General features: G+C 67.1%; 17 protein-coding genes and 1 tRNA gene. 10 read left to right on the plus strand and 8 right to left on the minus strand.

Annotated elements, in window-relative coordinates; translation table 11 throughout:
• Nucleotides 1–8: 8 nt before the first annotated feature.
• Nucleotides 9–641, plus strand: coding sequence for a leucyl/phenylalanyl-tRNA--protein transferase (gene aat / locus C0V75_RS08495; protein WP_101920445.1), 633 nt, complete (start codon nucleotides 9–11; stop codon nucleotides 639–641).
• Here aat and C0V75_RS08500 read toward each other — a convergent pair.
• From C0V75_RS08500 to C0V75_RS08515, 4 genes are all read right to left on the minus strand, one after another.
• Nucleotides 602–1009: a DUF2155 domain-containing protein gene (locus C0V75_RS08500; protein WP_101920446.1), complete on the minus strand. Its 408-nt coding sequence runs from the start codon at nucleotides 1007–1009 to the stop codon at nucleotides 602–604. The two genes, aat and C0V75_RS08500, sit on opposite strands and share 40 nt — an antisense overlap.
• Entirely contained in the window at nucleotides 1006–1485 is a 480-nt protein-coding gene (mlaD, locus tag C0V75_RS08505; RefSeq protein ID WP_101920447.1) for an outer membrane lipid asymmetry maintenance protein MlaD, read from the minus strand. The genes C0V75_RS08500 and mlaD overlap by 4 nt, the downstream gene beginning before the upstream one ends.
• A gap of 27 nt (nucleotides 1486–1512) precedes the next feature.
• Entirely contained in the window at nucleotides 1513–1887 is a 375-nt protein-coding gene (locus C0V75_RS08510; RefSeq protein ID WP_101920448.1) for an NADH:ubiquinone oxidoreductase subunit NDUFA12, read from the minus strand.
• A gap of 150 nt (nucleotides 1888–2037) precedes the next feature.
• Nucleotides 2038–2433: a RidA family protein gene (locus C0V75_RS08515; RefSeq protein ID WP_101920449.1), complete on the minus strand. Its 396-nt coding sequence runs from the start codon at nucleotides 2431–2433 to the stop codon at nucleotides 2038–2040.
• An 87-nt stretch (nucleotides 2434–2520) separates the two neighbouring features.
• On the opposite strand from C0V75_RS08515, the gene C0V75_RS08520 reads away from it, so the two are divergent.
• Nucleotides 2521–3240, plus strand: a complete 720-nt coding sequence (locus C0V75_RS08520; protein ID WP_101920450.1) for a YafY family protein — start codon at nucleotides 2521–2523, stop codon at nucleotides 3238–3240.
• Nucleotides 3241–3343: 103 nt separating this feature from the next.
• On the opposite strand, the gene clpX is transcribed toward C0V75_RS08520, so the two are convergent.
• Both clpX and C0V75_RS08530 read right to left on the minus strand, forming a co-directional pair.
• Complete coding sequence (gene clpX / locus C0V75_RS08525; protein ID WP_101920451.1) at nucleotides 3344–4612, minus strand: ATP-dependent Clp protease ATP-binding subunit ClpX; 1269 nt, start codon at nucleotides 4610–4612, stop codon at nucleotides 3344–3346.
• A 121-nt stretch (nucleotides 4613–4733) separates the two neighbouring features.
• Nucleotides 4734–5366: an ATP-dependent Clp protease proteolytic subunit gene (locus C0V75_RS08530; RefSeq protein WP_101920452.1), complete on the minus strand. Its 633-nt coding sequence runs from the start codon at nucleotides 5364–5366 to the stop codon at nucleotides 4734–4736.
• A 261-nt stretch (nucleotides 5367–5627) separates the two neighbouring features.
• Here C0V75_RS08530 and C0V75_RS08535 point away from each other — a divergent pair, with 261 nt between their 5' ends.
• Nucleotides 5628–6809: an FAD-binding domain-containing protein gene (locus tag C0V75_RS08535; RefSeq protein ID WP_101920453.1), complete on the plus strand. Its 1182-nt coding sequence runs from the start codon at nucleotides 5628–5630 to the stop codon at nucleotides 6807–6809.
• Nucleotides 6810–7020: 211 nt separating this feature from the next.
• Here the strand turns inward: C0V75_RS08535 and C0V75_RS08540 are convergent, their stop codons facing one another.
• The gene (locus C0V75_RS08540; protein ID WP_101920454.1) at nucleotides 7021–7629 is read right to left on the minus strand and encodes a CDP-alcohol phosphatidyltransferase family protein; all 609 of its coding nucleotides are present in this window, start codon (nucleotides 7627–7629) and stop codon (nucleotides 7021–7023) included.
• 105 nt (nucleotides 7630–7734) lie between these two features.
• Between C0V75_RS08540 and C0V75_RS08545 the strand changes: the two genes are divergently transcribed.
• The 4 genes from C0V75_RS08545 to C0V75_RS08560 all read left to right on the plus strand — a co-directional run bounded on the left by C0V75_RS08545 (nucleotide 7735) and on the right by C0V75_RS08560 (nucleotide 11830).
• A complete protein-coding gene (locus tag C0V75_RS08545; RefSeq protein ID WP_101920778.1) occupies nucleotides 7735–8946 on the plus strand; it encodes an ABC transporter substrate-binding protein in 1212 nt (403 codons plus the stop codon).
• 59 nt (nucleotides 8947–9005) lie between these two features.
• Nucleotides 9006–10628: an ABC transporter permease gene (locus C0V75_RS08550; protein WP_101920779.1), complete on the plus strand. Its 1623-nt coding sequence runs from the start codon at nucleotides 9006–9008 to the stop codon at nucleotides 10626–10628.
• Complete coding sequence (locus tag C0V75_RS08555) at nucleotides 10625–11284, plus strand: ATP-binding cassette domain-containing protein (protein WP_101920455.1); 660 nt, start codon at nucleotides 10625–10627, stop codon at nucleotides 11282–11284. The genes C0V75_RS08550 and C0V75_RS08555 overlap by 4 nt, the downstream gene beginning before the upstream one ends.
• 81 nt (nucleotides 11285–11365) lie before the next feature.
• The gene (locus tag C0V75_RS08560) at nucleotides 11366–11830 is read left to right on the plus strand and encodes a CAP domain-containing protein (RefSeq protein ID WP_216821428.1); all 465 of its coding nucleotides are present in this window, start codon (nucleotides 11366–11368) and stop codon (nucleotides 11828–11830) included.
• Between the two features lie 63 nt (nucleotides 11831–11893).
• Here C0V75_RS08560 and C0V75_RS08565 read toward each other — a convergent pair whose 3' ends face one another.
• Nucleotides 11894–13210: an ATP-binding protein gene (locus C0V75_RS08565; RefSeq protein WP_101920456.1), complete on the minus strand. Its 1317-nt coding sequence runs from the start codon at nucleotides 13208–13210 to the stop codon at nucleotides 11894–11896.
• A gap of 49 nt (nucleotides 13211–13259) precedes the next feature.
• Between C0V75_RS08565 and C0V75_RS08570 the strand changes: the two genes are divergently transcribed.
• From C0V75_RS08570 to C0V75_RS24050, 3 genes are all read left to right on the plus strand, one after another.
• The gene (locus C0V75_RS08570) at nucleotides 13260–14147 is read left to right on the plus strand and encodes an MBL fold metallo-hydrolase (protein WP_254216409.1); all 888 of its coding nucleotides are present in this window, start codon (nucleotides 13260–13262) and stop codon (nucleotides 14145–14147) included.
• Between the two features lie 69 nt (nucleotides 14148–14216).
• A tRNA-Asn gene (locus tag C0V75_RS08575) sits at nucleotides 14217–14291 on the plus strand.
• Between the two features lie 740 nt (nucleotides 14292–15031).
• Entirely contained in the window at nucleotides 15032–15697 is a 666-nt protein-coding gene (locus C0V75_RS24050; protein WP_305791142.1) for a PAS domain-containing protein, read from the plus strand.
• Nucleotides 15698–15810 lie beyond the last annotated feature (113 nt).

The raw sequence follows: 15810 nt of genomic DNA on the forward strand, positions 1-15810 counted from the left end.
CCCCGGCCATGACCACGAACGCCATCACCCCGGAAATCCTGCTGCGCGCCTATGCGGCGGGCATCTTTCCCATGGCCGAAGGCCGCGACGACCCCGAGATTCACTGGGTCGATCCGCGCCGCCGGGGCATCCTGCCGCTGGACGGCTTCCACATCTCGCGCTCGCTCCGTCGCCGCATCCTGACCGCGCCCTGGCGCGTCACCGCCGACACCGCCTTCGCCGCCACGGTCGAATCCTGCGCCGACCGGGACGAAACCTGGATCAACGACACGATCTTCGCCCTCTATGTCGCCCTGCACCGCAAGGGCCATGCCCATTCGATCGAGCTATGGGAGGACGAAACCCTCATCGGTGGCGTCTATGGCGTGACGCTGGGCAGCGCCTTCTTCGGGGAAAGCATGTTCTCGCGCCGCACGGATGCATCAAAGGCCGCGCTGGCCTACGCCGTACACCGCCTGCGCGCAGGCGGCTTCACCCTGTTTGACACGCAATTCCTGACGCCGCATCTGCGCAGCCTCGGCGGCATCGAAATCCCGCGCGCCGACTATCACCGCCGCCTCGCCGCCGCCCTTCAGACCACGGCGCAATTCCACCCGCCGGGCTATTCGCCCTCGCCCTCCGACGTCGTCTCTTCGGCCTGAGGCGCGGGTTCCGGCGTCACGCAGCGCAGCACCCAGACGTCATAGCGCGGATGGTCCAGCGCCGATAGCGCGGGCGAAGAGGCCACCATCCAGCCCTCGAACACCGGCTCCGCCACGCCCGCATCAAGGATCGTCAGATGCGCCTGCGCGTCCGAGGTGGGGTTGTCCGCCGGATAGCGGCAGGCATCCAGCCGGATCGTCAGCCGCCCCGACACCGCCTCCTGCCCGCGCATCAGCTCGATATCCGCAACCTCGCCCGTCAGCTTGTCCAGCCAGCGCAGGATGCCCGCCTCGCTATCGGCAAAGTCCTGCGCCATGGCAGGCAGCGCCGCCATCAGCGCAAGCGCGGTCAGGGCGGGCCGGATCATTCGACCGCCCCATCCCCCGCGGCGTCGCCCTCATCCGACCCGCCGCCCGCGAATTTCATCATCAGCGAGATGACGGAAACGGCCCCCTGCGTATCCTCGATCTCGGCCCCCGGGCTCAGATTGTCCAGCGATCCGCCCGGCACCAGTTCCACAAAATTCCCGCCCAGCAACCCTTCCGACGAGATCAGCGCCGCCGAGTCATCGGGCAGGACCACATTTTCCTGCACGCTCAGCACCGCATCGGCGAAAAAAGTCTGCGGGTTCAAGTCCAGCGCCGTCACCGTGCCGACCTTCACGCCCGCCAGCCGCACATCCGTGCCCACCCGCACCCCTTCCACCGACCGGAAGGAGGCTGTCAGCTCATAGCTGCCCGCAGGCCCTGAAACACCCGTCTCACGCCCCGCATAGATCAGAAAGCCGATCGCCGCGGCCAACACCGCCGCCCCGGCCAGAACCTCGGCCCGATTCTCAGCCATCGCCCCGCCCCGTTCCAGAAAGACCCGTCACTCGGGCTGCCATGCCTCGTAATCGCGCCGCGCCACCGGATCGGGACGGCGAATGGAACCGGGCGGCGCATAGGCGGCAGAGGTGCCGGTCAGGTTCTCCTGATGCGGCTTTTCCCAGGCCTTGTGCTTCAAGGGCGCCTTGGTCGGCGGCTCGTCCCAGGTGTGGTGCAGCCAGCCATGCCAGTCGGGCGAAACCCGGCTCGCCTCCGCCTCACCGTTGTAGATCACCCAGCGCCGCTTGCCGTCGCGCGTTTCGTAATAGACGTTCCCCTGGTCATCCTCGCCCACCTTCACGCCCTTGCGCGAGGTGTAAAGCTGCGTGCCCAGCGTCTGGCCGTTCCACCATGTGACAAGCCGCTTGAGGAAATCCATCGTAACCCTCCGGGAACCCTTTGCGTCCCATATGGCCGAAGCCACCGCAAAGGTCCAGCGCCAAGCCGCCGCGCCCGGCGGAAAGTGACCGTCCGGAGAGGGCGCGTGAAGCCGGGGCAAGGCCCGATCCGGCCCTGCCCCGCCCTCCGCTCAGGCCGCTGCCATCGCCTCGATCTCGAACAGAAGCCCCGGTACGGCCAGCCGCGTGACACCGACAAGCGTCATCGGCGGGGCCACGCGATGCGGCCCGAAACGCTTGCCCATCAGGTCGAAGTTCTGCAGCGCCGCGTCCACATCCGTGGCATAGACGCCAAGCCGGATCACATTTCCAAGCGTCATCCCCGCCCCCGCCAGCACCGCCTCCAGATTGTCCAGCGCAAGCCCGATCTGGGCGCGCATGTCGCCCGGATGCTGCGGACGGCCTGCGCCATCCACCGCCGTCTGTCCCGCACAGATGACCTGCCGGGTCGCGCCCGTGATCACCTCCGCCTGATGATAGCCGAGGGGTAGCGACCAGTCCCAGGGATTCACCGCGACACGTTCCATGATCCACTTCTCCTTTTTCTGCGTGGTGACACAGGGCTAGCGGAAATTGGTGCCACAACCTGTCACCATTCCTGCTAGACTGTCCGCATGGATATCCGCCTTCGCCATGACGCCCTTGTCCGAAGCCTGCGCCGCACCGGCAGCACCACCGTCGCCGCCCTGGCGCGCGAAGTGGGCGCCTCGCGCCGCACGGTGCTGCGCGACCTCTCGGCCCTGCGCGATCAGGGCTATGTGATCCATGCCGATGTCGGGCGCGGCGGCGGGTTGCAGCTTGACCCGCGCTCTGTCCAGACCACGGCGCGGCTTTCGGTGCCCGAGGTCTTTGCCCTTCTCCTCAGCGTGGCCGCGATGCGCGCGGCGGGCAACCTGCCCTTCTCCGACCTCGCCGATGCCGGGCTTGCCCGGATCGAGAAAGCCCTGCCCCCCGACAAGGTCAAGGATCTGCGCGCCTTTCTGGACTGCCTGCATGTCGGCCGCCTGTCACCCGAGCAGGACCTGTCGGACATGGGAAGGATGGACCCGGCGTTGCTGTCGGCCTTCGAGACAGCCTTCCTCCGCCGCCAGCTTCTGCGCTTTGCCTATCGCGATGCCAAGGGGCGCCCCTCTCAGCGCGAGGTGGAACCGCAGGCCATGCTGATCCTGCCGCCGCTCTGGTATCTGGTGGCCTGGGACCCCGCGCGGGACGATTTCCGCCAGTTCCGTATGGACCGCATCCGCACCCCCGAAGCGGTGGAGGGAACGACCTTCCGCCGCCGCCATGTCCCGTTTGAGGCGGACGTCTGCCCCTTCTCCGATCTCAGGCGCTGAAAGCGCCCCTCCCGGCCCGCAGGAAAGGGAAGCGCCCGCCAACCCTTCGGTCGGCGGGCGCTTGCCCGAAATCGCTCTGCTCCCCTTTGGGGGACGCCCCGGATCACCCCGCCGTCGCAGGCTCCTTCTTCTTCGCATCCGTATAGACGAGCATCGGCTTCGCCTCGGCGGCGTTCACCGCCTCTTCGTTCACCACGACCTCGGCCACGCTCTCCATGCCCGGCAGTTCGAACATGGTATCCAGCAGGATATCCTCCATGATCGACCGCAGCCCCCGCGCGCCCGTCTTGCGCTTGATCGCGCGCTTGGCGATGGCCGACAGGGCATCCGGCGTGAAGGTCAGCTTCACGCCCTCGATCTCGAACAGGCGCTGATACTGCTTGACCAGCGCATTCTTCGGCTCGGTCAGAATGGTGACCAGCGCCGCCTCGTCCAGATCGTTCAGCGTGGCGATCACCGGCAGACGGCCGACGAATTCAGGGATCAGCCCGAATTTCAGCAGGTCCTCCGGCTCCAACTCCTTGAACAGCTCCCCGGCCCCGCGCGCATCCGGGTCCTTCACATCCGCGCCAAAGCCGATCGCGCTGCCTTTGTTGCGCTGCGCGATGATCTTTTCCAGCCCGGCAAAGGCCCCGCCGCAGATGAAGAGGATATTCGTCGTGTCCACTTGCAGGAATTCCTGCTGCGGATGCTTGCGCCCGCCCTGCGGCGGCACAGATGCCACGGTGCCTTCCATGATCTTCAGCAGCGCCTGCTGCACCCCTTCGCCCGACACATCGCGGGTGATCGACGGGTTGTCCGACTTGCGGGTGATCTTGTCCACCTCGTCGATATAGACGATGCCGCGCTGCGCCCGCTCCACGTTATACTCGCTGGCCTGCAACAGCTTCAGGATTATGTTCTCCACATCCTCGCCGACATAGCCGGCTTCCGTCAGCGTCGTCGCATCGGCCATGGTGAAGGGCACGTCAAGGATGCGCGCCAGCGTCTGCGCCAGCAGCGTCTTGCCACAGCCGGTGGGGCCGATCAGCAGGATGTTCGACTTCGACAGTTCGATATCCGTCTTCGACGAATTGTTCAGCCGCTTGTAATGGTTGTGCACCGCGACAGACAGCACGCGCTTGGCATGGATCTGGCCGATCACGTAATCGTCCAGCACCTTGCAGATCTCGCGCGGCGTCGGCACCCCTTCCGAAGACTTCAGACCCGAGGTCTTCGTCTCTTCGCGGATGATGTCCATGCACAGTTCGACGCATTCGTCGCAGATGAACACCGTCGGCCCTGCAATCAGCTTGCGCACCTCGTGCTGGCTCTTGCCGCAGAAAGAACAATAGAGCGTGTTCTTGCTGTCGCTGCCGGAGTTGTTCGCCATCAGGTCGTCCTCTGCCAGGTCCCGGCCCTGCGGCCGGACTTGCGTGAAAGTCTAGGCCAAGGCCCGCGCCCCCACAATGCCAAAAAGCCCCCGGCCGGACAGGCCGCCCGGAGGCATGTCGTCACTTCGCCGTGTCGTCCGCCTTGCCGCGGCTTTCGACGATCTCGTCGATCAGGCCCCAGGCCTTGGCATCCTCGGCGGACATGAAATTGTCCCGCTCCAGCGCCGCCTCAACCGTGTCATAGGTATTGCCGGTATGTTTCACGTAGATCTCGTTCAGCCGACGCTTCAGCTTTTCGGTCTCGCGGGCATGGATCATGATATCCGTGGCCTGCCCCTGATAGCCGCCCGAAGGCTGGTGCACCATCACGCGGCTGTTGGGCAGCGAGAAGCGCATCCCCTTTTCCCCCGCCGTCAAGAGCAGCGACCCCATGGAGGCAGCCTGCCCGATGACCAGCGTGGAAACCTTTGGCTTGATGTATTGCATCGTGTCATAGATCGACAGGCCAGATGTCACCACGCCACCGGGGCTGTTGATATACATGCTGATTTCCTTCGACGGATTCTCCGCCTCAAGGAACAGAAGCTGCGCGCAGATCAGCGACGACATCCCGTCATGCACGGGGCCGGAGAGGAAGATGATCCGCTCCTTCAGCATGCGCGAGAAGATGTCATAGGCCCGCTCGCCCCGGCTGGTCTGTTCCACGACCATCGGGACAAGGGTGTTCATGTAGTGCTCGACCGGATCGCGCATGGCGGGCTGCCTCTTTCTCGTACAAGGGTCATAACGACGGTGTCTTGCCGGAGTCTTAGTTCCGCGGGCCGGGGGCTGCAAGGGCAGGTGGTCGAATGGCCCGCCCGGCCGCACCGTTGCAGGGGGGCCGTCTGCCCCCCTCGTCGCTGACGCTCCTCCCCCCCGAGGATATTTTCCGACAGAAAGTGAAGCGAAGGAGACAGGACCCTGCGACAGGCTGTGCCCCTTGCTGCGCCCGCGCCGGCCCCTAGCTTGGCCGCCATGACAGCCCTTTCCCTTCCCTTGCCCGCCACCCGCGCCGCCGCCACCGCCCGGCTGGCCGCCTTCCTGCCCCGCGCGGGCCTCGCCTATGCCGCGCGCCGCAACGAGGATCTTCCGGGCCATCCGCATGTCTCGGGTCTCGCCCCCTATATCCGTCACCGCCTGCTGACCGAGGCCGAGGCGATCGACGCCACGCTGCGCGCCCATCCGCAGGGGGCCGACAAGTTTCTGGCAGAACTCTGGTGGCGCACTTATTGGAAGGGCTGGCTGGAACGCCGCCCCGGCATCTGGTCGGCCTATCGTCAGGGTCTGGCCGAGGCGACAAACCGGCTTCAGGCCGAGGCAGGCTTGCGCCAGCAATGGCAATCCGCCTGCACGGGCGAAACGGGCATCGACGGCTTTGACCATTGGGCGCGGGACCTGGCCGCCACCGGCTATCTGCACAATCACGCGCGGATGTGGTTCGCCTCGATCTGGATCTTCACCCTGCGCCTGCCCTGGGAATTGGGGGCGGATTTCTTCCTGCGCCATCTGATTGACGGCGATCCCGCCTCCAACACCCTGTCATGGCGCTGGGTCGGGGGGCTGCACACGCCGGGCAAGACCTATGCGGCAACGGCCGACAATATAGCCAAGAATACCGGGGGGCGGTTCCGGCCCACGGGCCTCGCCCGCGACTGCGCGCCCTTGCGCATGGCCCCGCACCCCGCGCCGCGCCCGGTGCCGGAGGGCGATGCCATCGTCCCGGACCTGCCCACCGCGCTTCTCTTGCACGAGGATGATCTGGCGGGAGACGGCTTCCCCCATCTGCCCGAAGGCACGCCGCTCCTCTTCCTCACCACCACCGCCCGCCGCTCCACCCTTGCCGTCAATCCGCTGGTCCATCACTTCGTGGATGAGGCGCTGGCCGATACTGCCCGCCGCCATGGCCAGCCCGAGGCCGCCCGCTTCACCGACGAAAGCTTGATGCCCCTGGCCGACCATCTTGCCGCAACCGGCATCCGGCAGCTTGTCACACCTTACGCACCCATCGGCCCCACCGCCGCCGCGCTGCAACGGCTGGCCCCGCTGCTCGATGACCGGGGCATCCGGCTTGCGCGGCTGCTCCGCGACCATGATGCGCGGGCATGGCCTCATGCGACGCATGGCTTCTTCCGCTTCCGCGAAGGGGTGATGGGCTGACCCCACAGGAAATCCCGTCCCGGGCTTGCCCCGGGTCCTCCCCGCACCGACCGACACAGGGCCCGGATCAAGGGTCCGGATGCCGGCCACCGACAGGCCTGCCAAAAGCGACCGCCCCTCGGCGCACCGTTAACCTTACCGCCCCCTCACCGCAGCGCCCGCTGCGTGGCCACAATTTGCTGCACAGTTTACGGCACAGAATGCGGCACAGTCAGCGAAAGCTCCGCCGGGCCAGCAGCACCCTGCTTAACGCGGTCACAAGGCAAAGCGCAGCAAAGCCCCAGGCCAGCGGCGCAAAGGCCGCGGGGAACAGGCAAAGGATCAGGAAAAAGGCAATGGTTTCCGTGCCTTCCAGCAGACCGGCGGTGAAGTAGAGCGACTTCTCCCCCCGCGACCGCGTCTCCATCCCGCGCTTTTCGGCCAGCACGGCATAGCCAAGGAAGGTGCTGCCATTGATGTAGAAGCTGGCCAGCAGAAAGGCCCCCGCCACCCCATTCGCCATCGGATCGCGCATCACGAAAGCCATTGGAATCGCGGCGTAAAAGACGAAATCGCAGACGATATCCAGATAGCCGCCGAAATCCGTCTTCCCCCGCGCCCGCGCCACCGCCCCGTCCAGCCCATCCGCCACCCGACTGGCCATCAGGGGCAGCACCGCCGCCCATCCCGGCCCGCCCGATGCCAGCACCCCTGCCGCCAGTAGCCCCAGCGCAAGCCCCGCCAGCGTCACCGCATCCGCCGTAACCCCGCGATCCGCAAGGCCTTTTCCCAGACGGTTCAGACCCGGATCAATCACGCCGCGCATCCAGCCATCCAGCATCCATTCACCTTTCCGTATGCTTGAACAGAAGACTGTTGCCAGCCGCCCCAGCCCCTAGCTATCCCGGTGAAGAGGCGCAAAACAAGCGCCGCCATGGGAGAGATCATGCACCGCCGCACCGCCCTGCGCCTGCTCGCCACCCTGCCCGCCTTTGCCGGGTTTTCGACAAAAGCCCTTGCCGCAGAATGGGATGGCATCCTTTCCGAAGCCAAGGGCCAGACCGTCTATTGGCACGCCTGGGGCGGCGATCCCAAGATCAACGATTTCATAACCTGGATCGGGGATAAGGCGCAGGAGCGTTACGGAGTCTCCCTCGAACATGTCAAACTCGCCGCCACTTCCGATGCCGTGGCTCGCGTTCTGGCCGAACAGCAGGCCGGACAGACGGAAGGCGGCGCTGTCGATCTCATCTGGATCAATGGCGAAAACTTCGCCGCGATGAAGGCGCAGGGCCTGCTTTACGGACCCTTTGCCGAAGCCCTGCCGAACTGGCCCCTGGTGGATGTGGCCGGCAAACCCGCCACCGTGACCGATTTCACCCTGCCAACCGAGGGTTTCGAAAGCCCCTGGGCCATGGCGCAACTGGTCTTCGAGTACGATACGGCTCGCGTGCAGAACCCGCCGCAAACCATTGATTCCCTTCTTGAATGGGCGATTGAAAATCCCGGCCGCTTCACCTATCCGCAGCCGCCCGACTATCTGGGCACCACCTTCCTGAAACAGGTGCTCTATGGCGTGATGGCCGACCCGTCGGTCCTGCAATCCCCCGTCGATGATGCCGGTTACGAGGCACAGGTCGCCCCCCTCTGGGCCTATCTCGACCGCCTCCATCCCGCGCTCTGGCGGCAGGCGCAGGCCTTTCCGCAGAACGAACCGGCGCTTGGCCAGTTGCTTGCCGATGGCGAGATCGACATTTCCTTCGCCTTCAACCCCGGTCGCGCCAGCGCCGAGATCGCCGCAGGCACCCTGCCCAACAGCGTGCGGACCTTCGTCCTGCAAGGCGGGACCATCGGCAACGCCTCTTTCGTCGCAATCCCCTTCAACGCCGCCCACAGGGCCGGAGCCATGGTCATGGCCAACCTCCTCCTCGACCCGGAAGTGCAGGCCCGCGCGCAAGACCCGGCCATCCTCGGTTTCCAGACCGTCCTCGATCTCGCGGCCCTCACTCCCGAAGACCGCGCCCGGTTCGACGCGCTGGAGCTTGGCATCGCCACCCTCTCCCCCGCCGATCTCGGCCCGGTGCTGCTGGAACCCCATGCAAGCTGGATGACCCGCATCGCGCAGGACTGGACAGCCCGCTACGGGGTTGCCCAGTGACAGCAGGCAGGCGGCGCGGTGGTCTTCTCCGGCTGGCGCCGCCGCTCACGCTCGGCCTGATGCTGTTGCCCGTCGCGGCAGGCCTTGCCGGGACGGCGCTGCCCGCCCTGCGCGACGGCGCCGCCGGCCTTGACATGGTGCTGGCCTGGCCCGGCCTGCCCCGCGCGGCGGCCCTGTCGCTGGTCACCGGGCTTACCTCCACGCTTCTGGCCCTTGGACTGACGGTCCTGATCCTTGCGGCCTTCGCGGGCACCCCGGCCTTCGCCCGCATCCGCCGCAGCCTTGCGCCGCTGCTCTCGGTGCCCCATGCCGCCGCGGCGCTGGGGCTTGCCTTCCTGATTGCCCCCTCGGGCTGGATCGCGCGGATACTCTCGCCCGAACTCACGGGATGGGACCGTCCGCCCGACCTGCTCATCCTGAACGATCCCTGGGGGCTGTCCCTCACGCTCGGGCTGATCGCCAAGGAACTGCCCTTCCTTCTGCTCATGGCGCTGGCCGCCCTGCCGCAGGTGGATGCCGACCGCCGCCTGACCACCGCTGCCACGCTGGGCTATGGCCGCATCGCCGCCTTCGCCTTCACCCTGCTGCCCGACCTCTATCGCCAGTTGCGCCTGCCCACCTATGCGGTGCTCGCCTATGGGATGACGACGGTGGATATGGCGATGATCCTCGGCCCTACGCTGCCACCCACGCTTTCCACCCAGATCACCCTCTGGATGGGCGACCCCAGCCTCGCCATGCGCGACACGGCCGCCGCTGCCGCGCTGCTTCAGCTTTTGCTTGCAATCCTCGCCATAAGCCTCTGGCGTATCATGGAGATCGCGGCGAAATGGGCGCTGGTTGCAACCGCCTTCCGCGCGCCCCGTGCCACGCGGCTGGACCGCCCCGCCGCGCTGATGGCCCGGATCGCCAGCCTTGCCGTTGCAGGCAGCCTTACCTTCGGGCTGGCCGGGCTGGCGCTCTGGTCGGTGGCAGGGCCGTGGCAGTTTCCCGATGCCCTGCCGCGCGCCTTCACCTTGCAGACCTGGGCCACTGCCGCGCCCGCGCTTGCCGATACCGCGCTGACAACGCTGGCCATCGCGGCCCTTGCCACGCTGGCGGCGCTGGCCCTCGCCCTCGCCTGCCTCGAGGCGGAGGCGCGGCTGCATCTGCGGCCGACATCCCGCGCAATGGTGCTGCTCTACCTGCCGCTTCTGGTGCCGCAGATCGCCTTCCTGCCGGGGTTGCAGGGATTGGCGCTGTCGCTCGGTCTCGACAGCAGCCTCGCCGCCGTTGCCGCGATCCATCTGGTCTTCGTCCTGCCCTATGTCTTCCTGTCGCTCTCCGGCCCTTTCCGCGCCTGGGATGGCCGCATCGCCACTGCCGCCGCGACGCTGGGCGCCTCTCAGGCGCGGATCTTCTGGCGCCTGCGCCTGCCCATGCTGGCCGGGCCGGTGCTGACCGCCGCCGCCGTGGGCATCGCCGTGTCCATCGGCCAGTATCTGCCCACGCTGCTCATCGGCGGCGGACGGGTCGAAACCCTGACGACCGAAGCCGTCGCCCTGTCCTCGGGCGGCAACCGCCGCCTGATCGGGGCCTATGCCGTACTGCAACTGCTCATTCCGGCGCTGGCCTTCACCGCTGCGCTGGCCCTGCCGCTGATCCTCTGGCGCAACCGCCGCCTGATGCGGGGGCTGGGATGACCACGGCTTCACCCCTCATCCTCGACAGGCTGACCATCACCCTCGGTGCGCGCCGCCTCGTGGACCTGACCCTCACCATCCCGGGGGGCGAAGTGGCAACGATCATGGGCGCCTCCGGTTCGGGCAAATCCACCGCTCTTGCCGCAATCACTGGAACACTGCCGCCAGAGTTCAAAAGAACCGGCCGCATCCTGTTGAACGATAACGACATAACGGACATCCCCACCCGGCTGCGCGGGGTCGGCCTGATGTTCCAGGACCCGGTTCTCTTTCCCCATCTCTCCGTCGCAGGCAACCTCGCCTTCGCGCTGCCCGCCCATGTCACCGGCCGCGCCGCCCGCCGCGCCCGGATCGAACAGGCCCTCGCCTCGGCGGGGTTGGAGGGGCTGGCAGAGCGCGACCCCGCCACGCTCTCGGGTGGTCAGAAGGCCCGCGTCGCCCTGCTCCGCACCCTGCTTGCGGAACCGAAGGCGCTGCTTCTTGATGAACCCTTCTCGCGGCTGGATGCCGACCTGCGCAGCCAGATCCGCGCCTTCACCTTTCAACGCGCCCGCGCCGCAGGCATTCCCACCTTGCTCGTCACCCATGATGCCGAAGATGCCCGCGCCGCAGGCGGCCCCGTCCTGTCGCCGCTCGGCGACTCCCTGCCCCTCTGACACCCGCGCCCTCGCCCGGCGCCTCCGCCTCGTCTATCCTGCCCCTCGACACGCCCGAAGCCGCCCGCCCACAGGTGCCCCATGATCCGCCCCCTCGCCACCCTCGCGCTGATCCTCGCCTTCGCCACGCCCGCTGCCGCCTGCCGCCTCCCGGCAGGGATCGCGGCACTGGCAGAGGACACGCTCGCCGCGATCAATGCCGAACGGCAGGCCAAGGGCATGGCCCCGCTCAGCCCGGATACGCGACTGCAAGAGGCAGCCCAGGCCCATGCCTGCGACAGCGCCACCCGCAACCGGATGGGCCATGACGGCAGCGATGGCAGCGATCTTGGCACCCGCGCCGCCCGCGCCGGCTATGCCTATCGCGAGATCGCCGAGAATGTCGCGCAGGGCTATCCCTCGCCGCAGGCCGTCACCGAGGGCTGGATGAACAGTCCCGGACATCGCCGCAACATCCTGATGCGGCGCGCCAGCGATGCAGGGGTGGGCATTGCGCTCGGCAGCAATGGCGATCTGCACTGGGTGCTGAAACTCGGCCGGGAATAGCAGCGGAAATTCAATATAAACTATTGTTTTTGTTGTATTATTTTCACAATCTTGATCGACAACCTAGCGCGCCACCACCAGCTCCGCCTTCAACCCGCCAAGTGCCGCGCTTTCCCCAAGCCGCAACTCCCCGCCATGGCTGCGCGCGATATCCGCGGCAATGGACAGGCCCAACCCCACCCCGCCCCCCCGGTTCGGGTCGCGCGCGGCATCCAGACGGCTGAAGGGTTGCACGGCCTCGGCCCGCCGCGCCGCGGGGATGCCCGGACCGTCATCCTCCACCGTGAAGCGCAGCCAGCGTTCCCCCATCGCCACCGTCACCTCGGCCCGGCCGCCATAGCGCAGCGCGTTTGACACCAGATTCTCCAACGCCCGCGCCATCGCCTGCGGCCGCAGCGGCACGCTGGCCAGCGGTCCGTCCAGCCGCAACTCCACCCGCTTGCCCATCCGCGCCGCATTCTCCACCACCCGCCGGGCAAGCGCCTCTGGGTCCACCGGCTCCACCGCCTCGGTCGCGTCGCCGCGGGCAAAGGACAGGAATTCATCCACCAGCCGCTCCATCTCGGCCACATCGGACAGCAGCGCCCGCGTCTCCTCATCTTCGGGCAGCAGCGACAGGCCCAGCCGCATCCGCGTCAGCGGGGTGCGCAGGTCATGGCTCACCCCCGACAGCATCAGGGTGCGCTGTTCGATCTGCCGCTCGATCCGCGCCCGCATGTCCAGAAAGGCATGGCCCGCCGCCCGCACTTCGGTCGCCCCCCTCGGGCTGTAGGGGATCACCTGCCCCTTGCCAAAGGCCTCAGCCGCCAGAGAAAGCCGCGCGATGGGGCGCAACTGATTGGAAAGGAACAGATAAGCGATGACGGTCATCAGGATCGACGTGACGATCATCAGCACCAGAAGCTGATGCGGATTGGTGGCCGACATGCGCGACCGGTTCACCGTCACCGCCATCTCGCCCCAGCGTGTGGGATGATGCAGGCGGACCATCCCGTCCCCCTCCACCAGATCGACAGGGGCAAGGCGCGGAAACAGGTCGCGCAGCGTGCGGATCACCACCCGCCCCGAAAGATCCAGCAGTTCGGTCCGATCCGCCGCCGGGATGGCATCCCGCGCCGGAAGCGCCACCTGCACCTGCAAGGGCCCGGAGGCCCGCGCCAGTTGCCCCTGCGCCTCGCGCAGCGATCCCGCCTGCTCGGCCAGGGCCAGAAGCAGCCGCAACTCCGCGGCCACGCCGCCGGTCAGCTGCTCCGTCACCCGCTCGAAATGCCGCTGTATGAAGGTCACGGACACGACAAGCTGGATCGTGACGATCGGCACGATCAGGATCAACGCGGCGCGGCCGTAAAGACCGCGGGGCAGGAAGGACTTGCGGGTCATGGGACCAGAGCCTAGCCTGCCCCCCGCCCCGAGGGAAGAGGAGGCCCCCTTGCCGCCCCCGCCACAGCCGATCCGCGCCCCGCGCCTGCGCAGCCTGCTCGCCCCCAACCCGTCGCCCCTCACCTTCACCGGGACACGGACCTATCTCCTCGGCACCGGCAGGGTGGCGGTGATCGACCCCGGCCCCGCCGATGACAGCCATCTCGACGCCATCCTTTCCGCCCTCGACCCCGGCGAAACCGTCAGCCATATCCTTGTCACCCATGCCCATCGCGACCATTCCGCACTCGCCCCACGCCTCGCCGCCGCGACGGCTGCGCCCGTCCTCGCCCATGGCAGCGCCGCCGAAGGCCGCAGCCCGCAGATGCAGGCCCTCGCCATGCAGGGCCTCTCGGCAGGGGGCGACGGGCTCGACACCGCCTTCGCCCCCGACCTGCGGCTGGGCGATGGCGACCGGCTGACCGGCCCGGATTGGGAGATCACCGCCCTGCACACCCCCGGCCATCTCGGCGGCCATCTCTGCCTTTCTGCCGGAGAGGTGCTCTTTTCCGGCGATCACGTGATGGGGTGGAGCAGTTCGGTCATCGCCCCGCCCGACGGCGACATGGGGCAATACATGGACAGCCTCGCCGCCCTTAACCGCCCCGACTGGCGGCAATTCCTGCCCGGTCACGGCGACCCCATCTCCGAACCGCAACACCGCGTGCAGGCCCTGATCGCCCACCGCCAGCAGCGCGAGGCCGAAATCTGCCGCGCGCTGGAGGCAGGCCCCGCCGGCGCAGACGGACTCGCCACCCGCCTCTACCCCGACCTCGCGCCCGCCCTGCACCCTGCCGCCTGTCGCAACGTCTTCGCCCACCTGCTTGATCTGTTACGGAAAAACCGCGTCACCACCGATCCGCAGCCGAGCATGGACAGCCTGTTCCGCCTGCGCTGAGGCGATCCGAAACTTTTCCACCATTTCCCCTTGTCCCCCCGAAACACCCTTGCTATACGGCCCCCGTGTTCCGGCGTAGCTCAGCGGTAGAGCAGTTGACTGTTAATCAATTGGTCGTAGGTTCGATCCCTACCGCCGGAGCCAAAATCCCCGAAGTCTTTCATCCAGATGATGGCGCCTCCCAATAGGTAGTGCCTCTGGATATCTGCCCGGACCCGCACAAGGACGTCGGCACCGCCGCGTCACAGAGGCAGGCCGGAGGCGCGGTGAAGGCCGGTCGCCGCGCCAATGGCCGAGCGGCGATCGCGCGGGAAGATGACAGCCAAGACGTGCTGCGACAGGCCCTTGCGCCGAAGGATGGAAGGAAAAGCCACATCCGGCGGATCGTGGGCAGCAGTCCGGTGCCAATGGTTGAGGCGGGATCGAGAAGGGTCGTCTCTGCCCCCTTGATGCCGAAGATCATCGACCTCCCCGTTTCGAGACAACAGCCGCGGCAGGATCTACCGGTCGGTGCCTGCCCCACCTTTTCACGCCGAAACATCGGCATCGGCCGGGTCCCTTTACCGATTGACCGCTCAAAGTCCCTCGGTTGCCCTGCTGCACTTTTCCCATACAGGTCCACCTTCGTCTCCGAACGGGGGACGATGACTTGCGGCGTCACGCCCGGCAGGCGCGAACAAATCTGCGCGGCGGTCTGGTGGGGCGGGCACATGCAAGCTGCGCCCCTCACCCAATGCGGTAAACGGATTTCAGGAATACCCGTATAAGCAGAATATCGTCGCACAAAGGGGCGGGGCTGGCGGCAGCCTCAGGCGAGGTTGGGCACGGATCGGAAATGGCGCGAAGCGGCGCCGATTGGAATGGACTTGGGGCAAGGAGACGACATGGACGGCGCATTCCTCGACGGGCGCGAAGTCATCGGCAGCATCGTGCATCGCACCAACGGCTTCGTCTATCGGTGCCGCAATGACCGCGACTATTCCATGATCCTGATGGAAGGCGCGGTCACCGCGCTGACCGGCTATCCGGCCGAGGATTTCATCTCCACACCGCAACGCTCCTACTCCGGCCTCGCCCACCCCGAGGATACCGAAACCGTCTTCGCCGCCGTCGATGCCGCGCTGGAAAAGGGCGAAAACTGGTCCGTCGATTACCGCCTCGTCCGGCCGGACGGCACCACCCGCTGGGTGCATGAGGTGGGCGGCGGTGTCTTCGATGCAAACGGGACGCTGCAATTCCTCGAAGGTATCGTTCTGGATCACGAAGCCCGCAAGCGCGAGGAAGAGACGCGCGGCGCCCGCAACCAGCAGATCACCGCCTTCTGCCGCAACCTCGTCTCGGAGACCAAGCCGATCCTCAGCGTTCTGCGCGAGTTGCGCATCCTTGCCATCAATGCCCGGATCGAGGCGGCGCGGGCAGGCCAGGCGGGGGCCGGCTTTGCCGTGGTCGCAGGTGAGGTGGGGCGGATCGCCAATGAAACCACCACCCGCGCCAGCAGCGTGAGCGACCTGACGGAAGAGTTGCAGAAACTCTTGCGCAACTCCGGCTGATCGCGGCGTCCAACCACAGCCCATAGACAGGGAACCGTCGTGGGCCTGCACCTGCGAAAGGCTGTGCGCAAGGTTGCGCCGGGCCGCCAGTCCATCCTAAGCTCGGGCAAACA

This window comes from Tabrizicola sp. TH137 (assembly GCF_002855575.1).
In the GTDB taxonomy this organism is placed as follows: domain Bacteria; phylum Pseudomonadota; class Alphaproteobacteria; order Rhodobacterales; family Rhodobacteraceae; genus Paragemmobacter.

Coding starts and splice junctions, on each gene's coding strand:
- C0V75_RS08520 (WP_101920450.1), top strand. CDS start 2,521: ATGGATATCCGCCTTCGCCATGACGCCCTTGTCCGAAGCCTGCGCCGC.
- C0V75_RS24050 (WP_305791142.1), top strand. CDS start 15,032: ATGGACGGCGCATTCCTCGACGGGCGCGAAGTCATCGGCAGCATCGTG.
- clpX (WP_101920451.1), bottom strand. CDS start 4,612: ATGGCGAACAACTCCGGCAGCGACAGCAAGAACACGCTCTATTGTTCT.
- C0V75_RS08565 (WP_101920456.1), bottom strand. CDS start 13,210: ATGACCCGCAAGTCCTTCCTGCCCCGCGGTCTTTACGGCCGCGCCGCG.
- C0V75_RS08500 (WP_101920446.1), bottom strand. CDS start 1,009: ATGATCCGGCCCGCCCTGACCGCGCTTGCGCTGATGGCGGCGCTGCCT.
- mlaD (WP_101920447.1), bottom strand. CDS start 1,485: ATGGCTGAGAATCGGGCCGAGGTTCTGGCCGGGGCGGCGGTGTTGGCC.
- C0V75_RS08540 (WP_101920454.1), bottom strand. CDS start 7,629: ATGCTGGATGGCTGGATGCGCGGCGTGATTGATCCGGGTCTGAACCGT.
- C0V75_RS08535 (WP_101920453.1), top strand. CDS start 5,628: ATGACAGCCCTTTCCCTTCCCTTGCCCGCCACCCGCGCCGCCGCCACC.
- C0V75_RS08560 (WP_216821428.1), top strand. CDS start 11,366: ATGATCCGCCCCCTCGCCACCCTCGCGCTGATCCTCGCCTTCGCCACG.
- C0V75_RS08510 (WP_101920448.1), bottom strand. CDS start 1,887: ATGGATTTCCTCAAGCGGCTTGTCACATGGTGGAACGGCCAGACGCTG.
- C0V75_RS08515 (WP_101920449.1), bottom strand. CDS start 2,433: ATGGAACGTGTCGCGGTGAATCCCTGGGACTGGTCGCTACCCCTCGGC.
- C0V75_RS08545 (WP_101920778.1), top strand. CDS start 7,735: ATGCACCGCCGCACCGCCCTGCGCCTGCTCGCCACCCTGCCCGCCTTT.
- aat (WP_101920445.1), top strand. CDS start 9: ATGACCACGAACGCCATCACCCCGGAAATCCTGCTGCGCGCCTATGCG.
- C0V75_RS08550 (WP_101920779.1), top strand. CDS start 9,006: ATGCTGTTGCCCGTCGCGGCAGGCCTTGCCGGGACGGCGCTGCCCGCC.
- C0V75_RS08530 (WP_101920452.1), bottom strand. CDS start 5,366: ATGCGCGATCCGGTCGAGCACTACATGAACACCCTTGTCCCGATGGTC.
- C0V75_RS08555 (WP_101920455.1), top strand. CDS start 10,625: ATGACCACGGCTTCACCCCTCATCCTCGACAGGCTGACCATCACCCTC.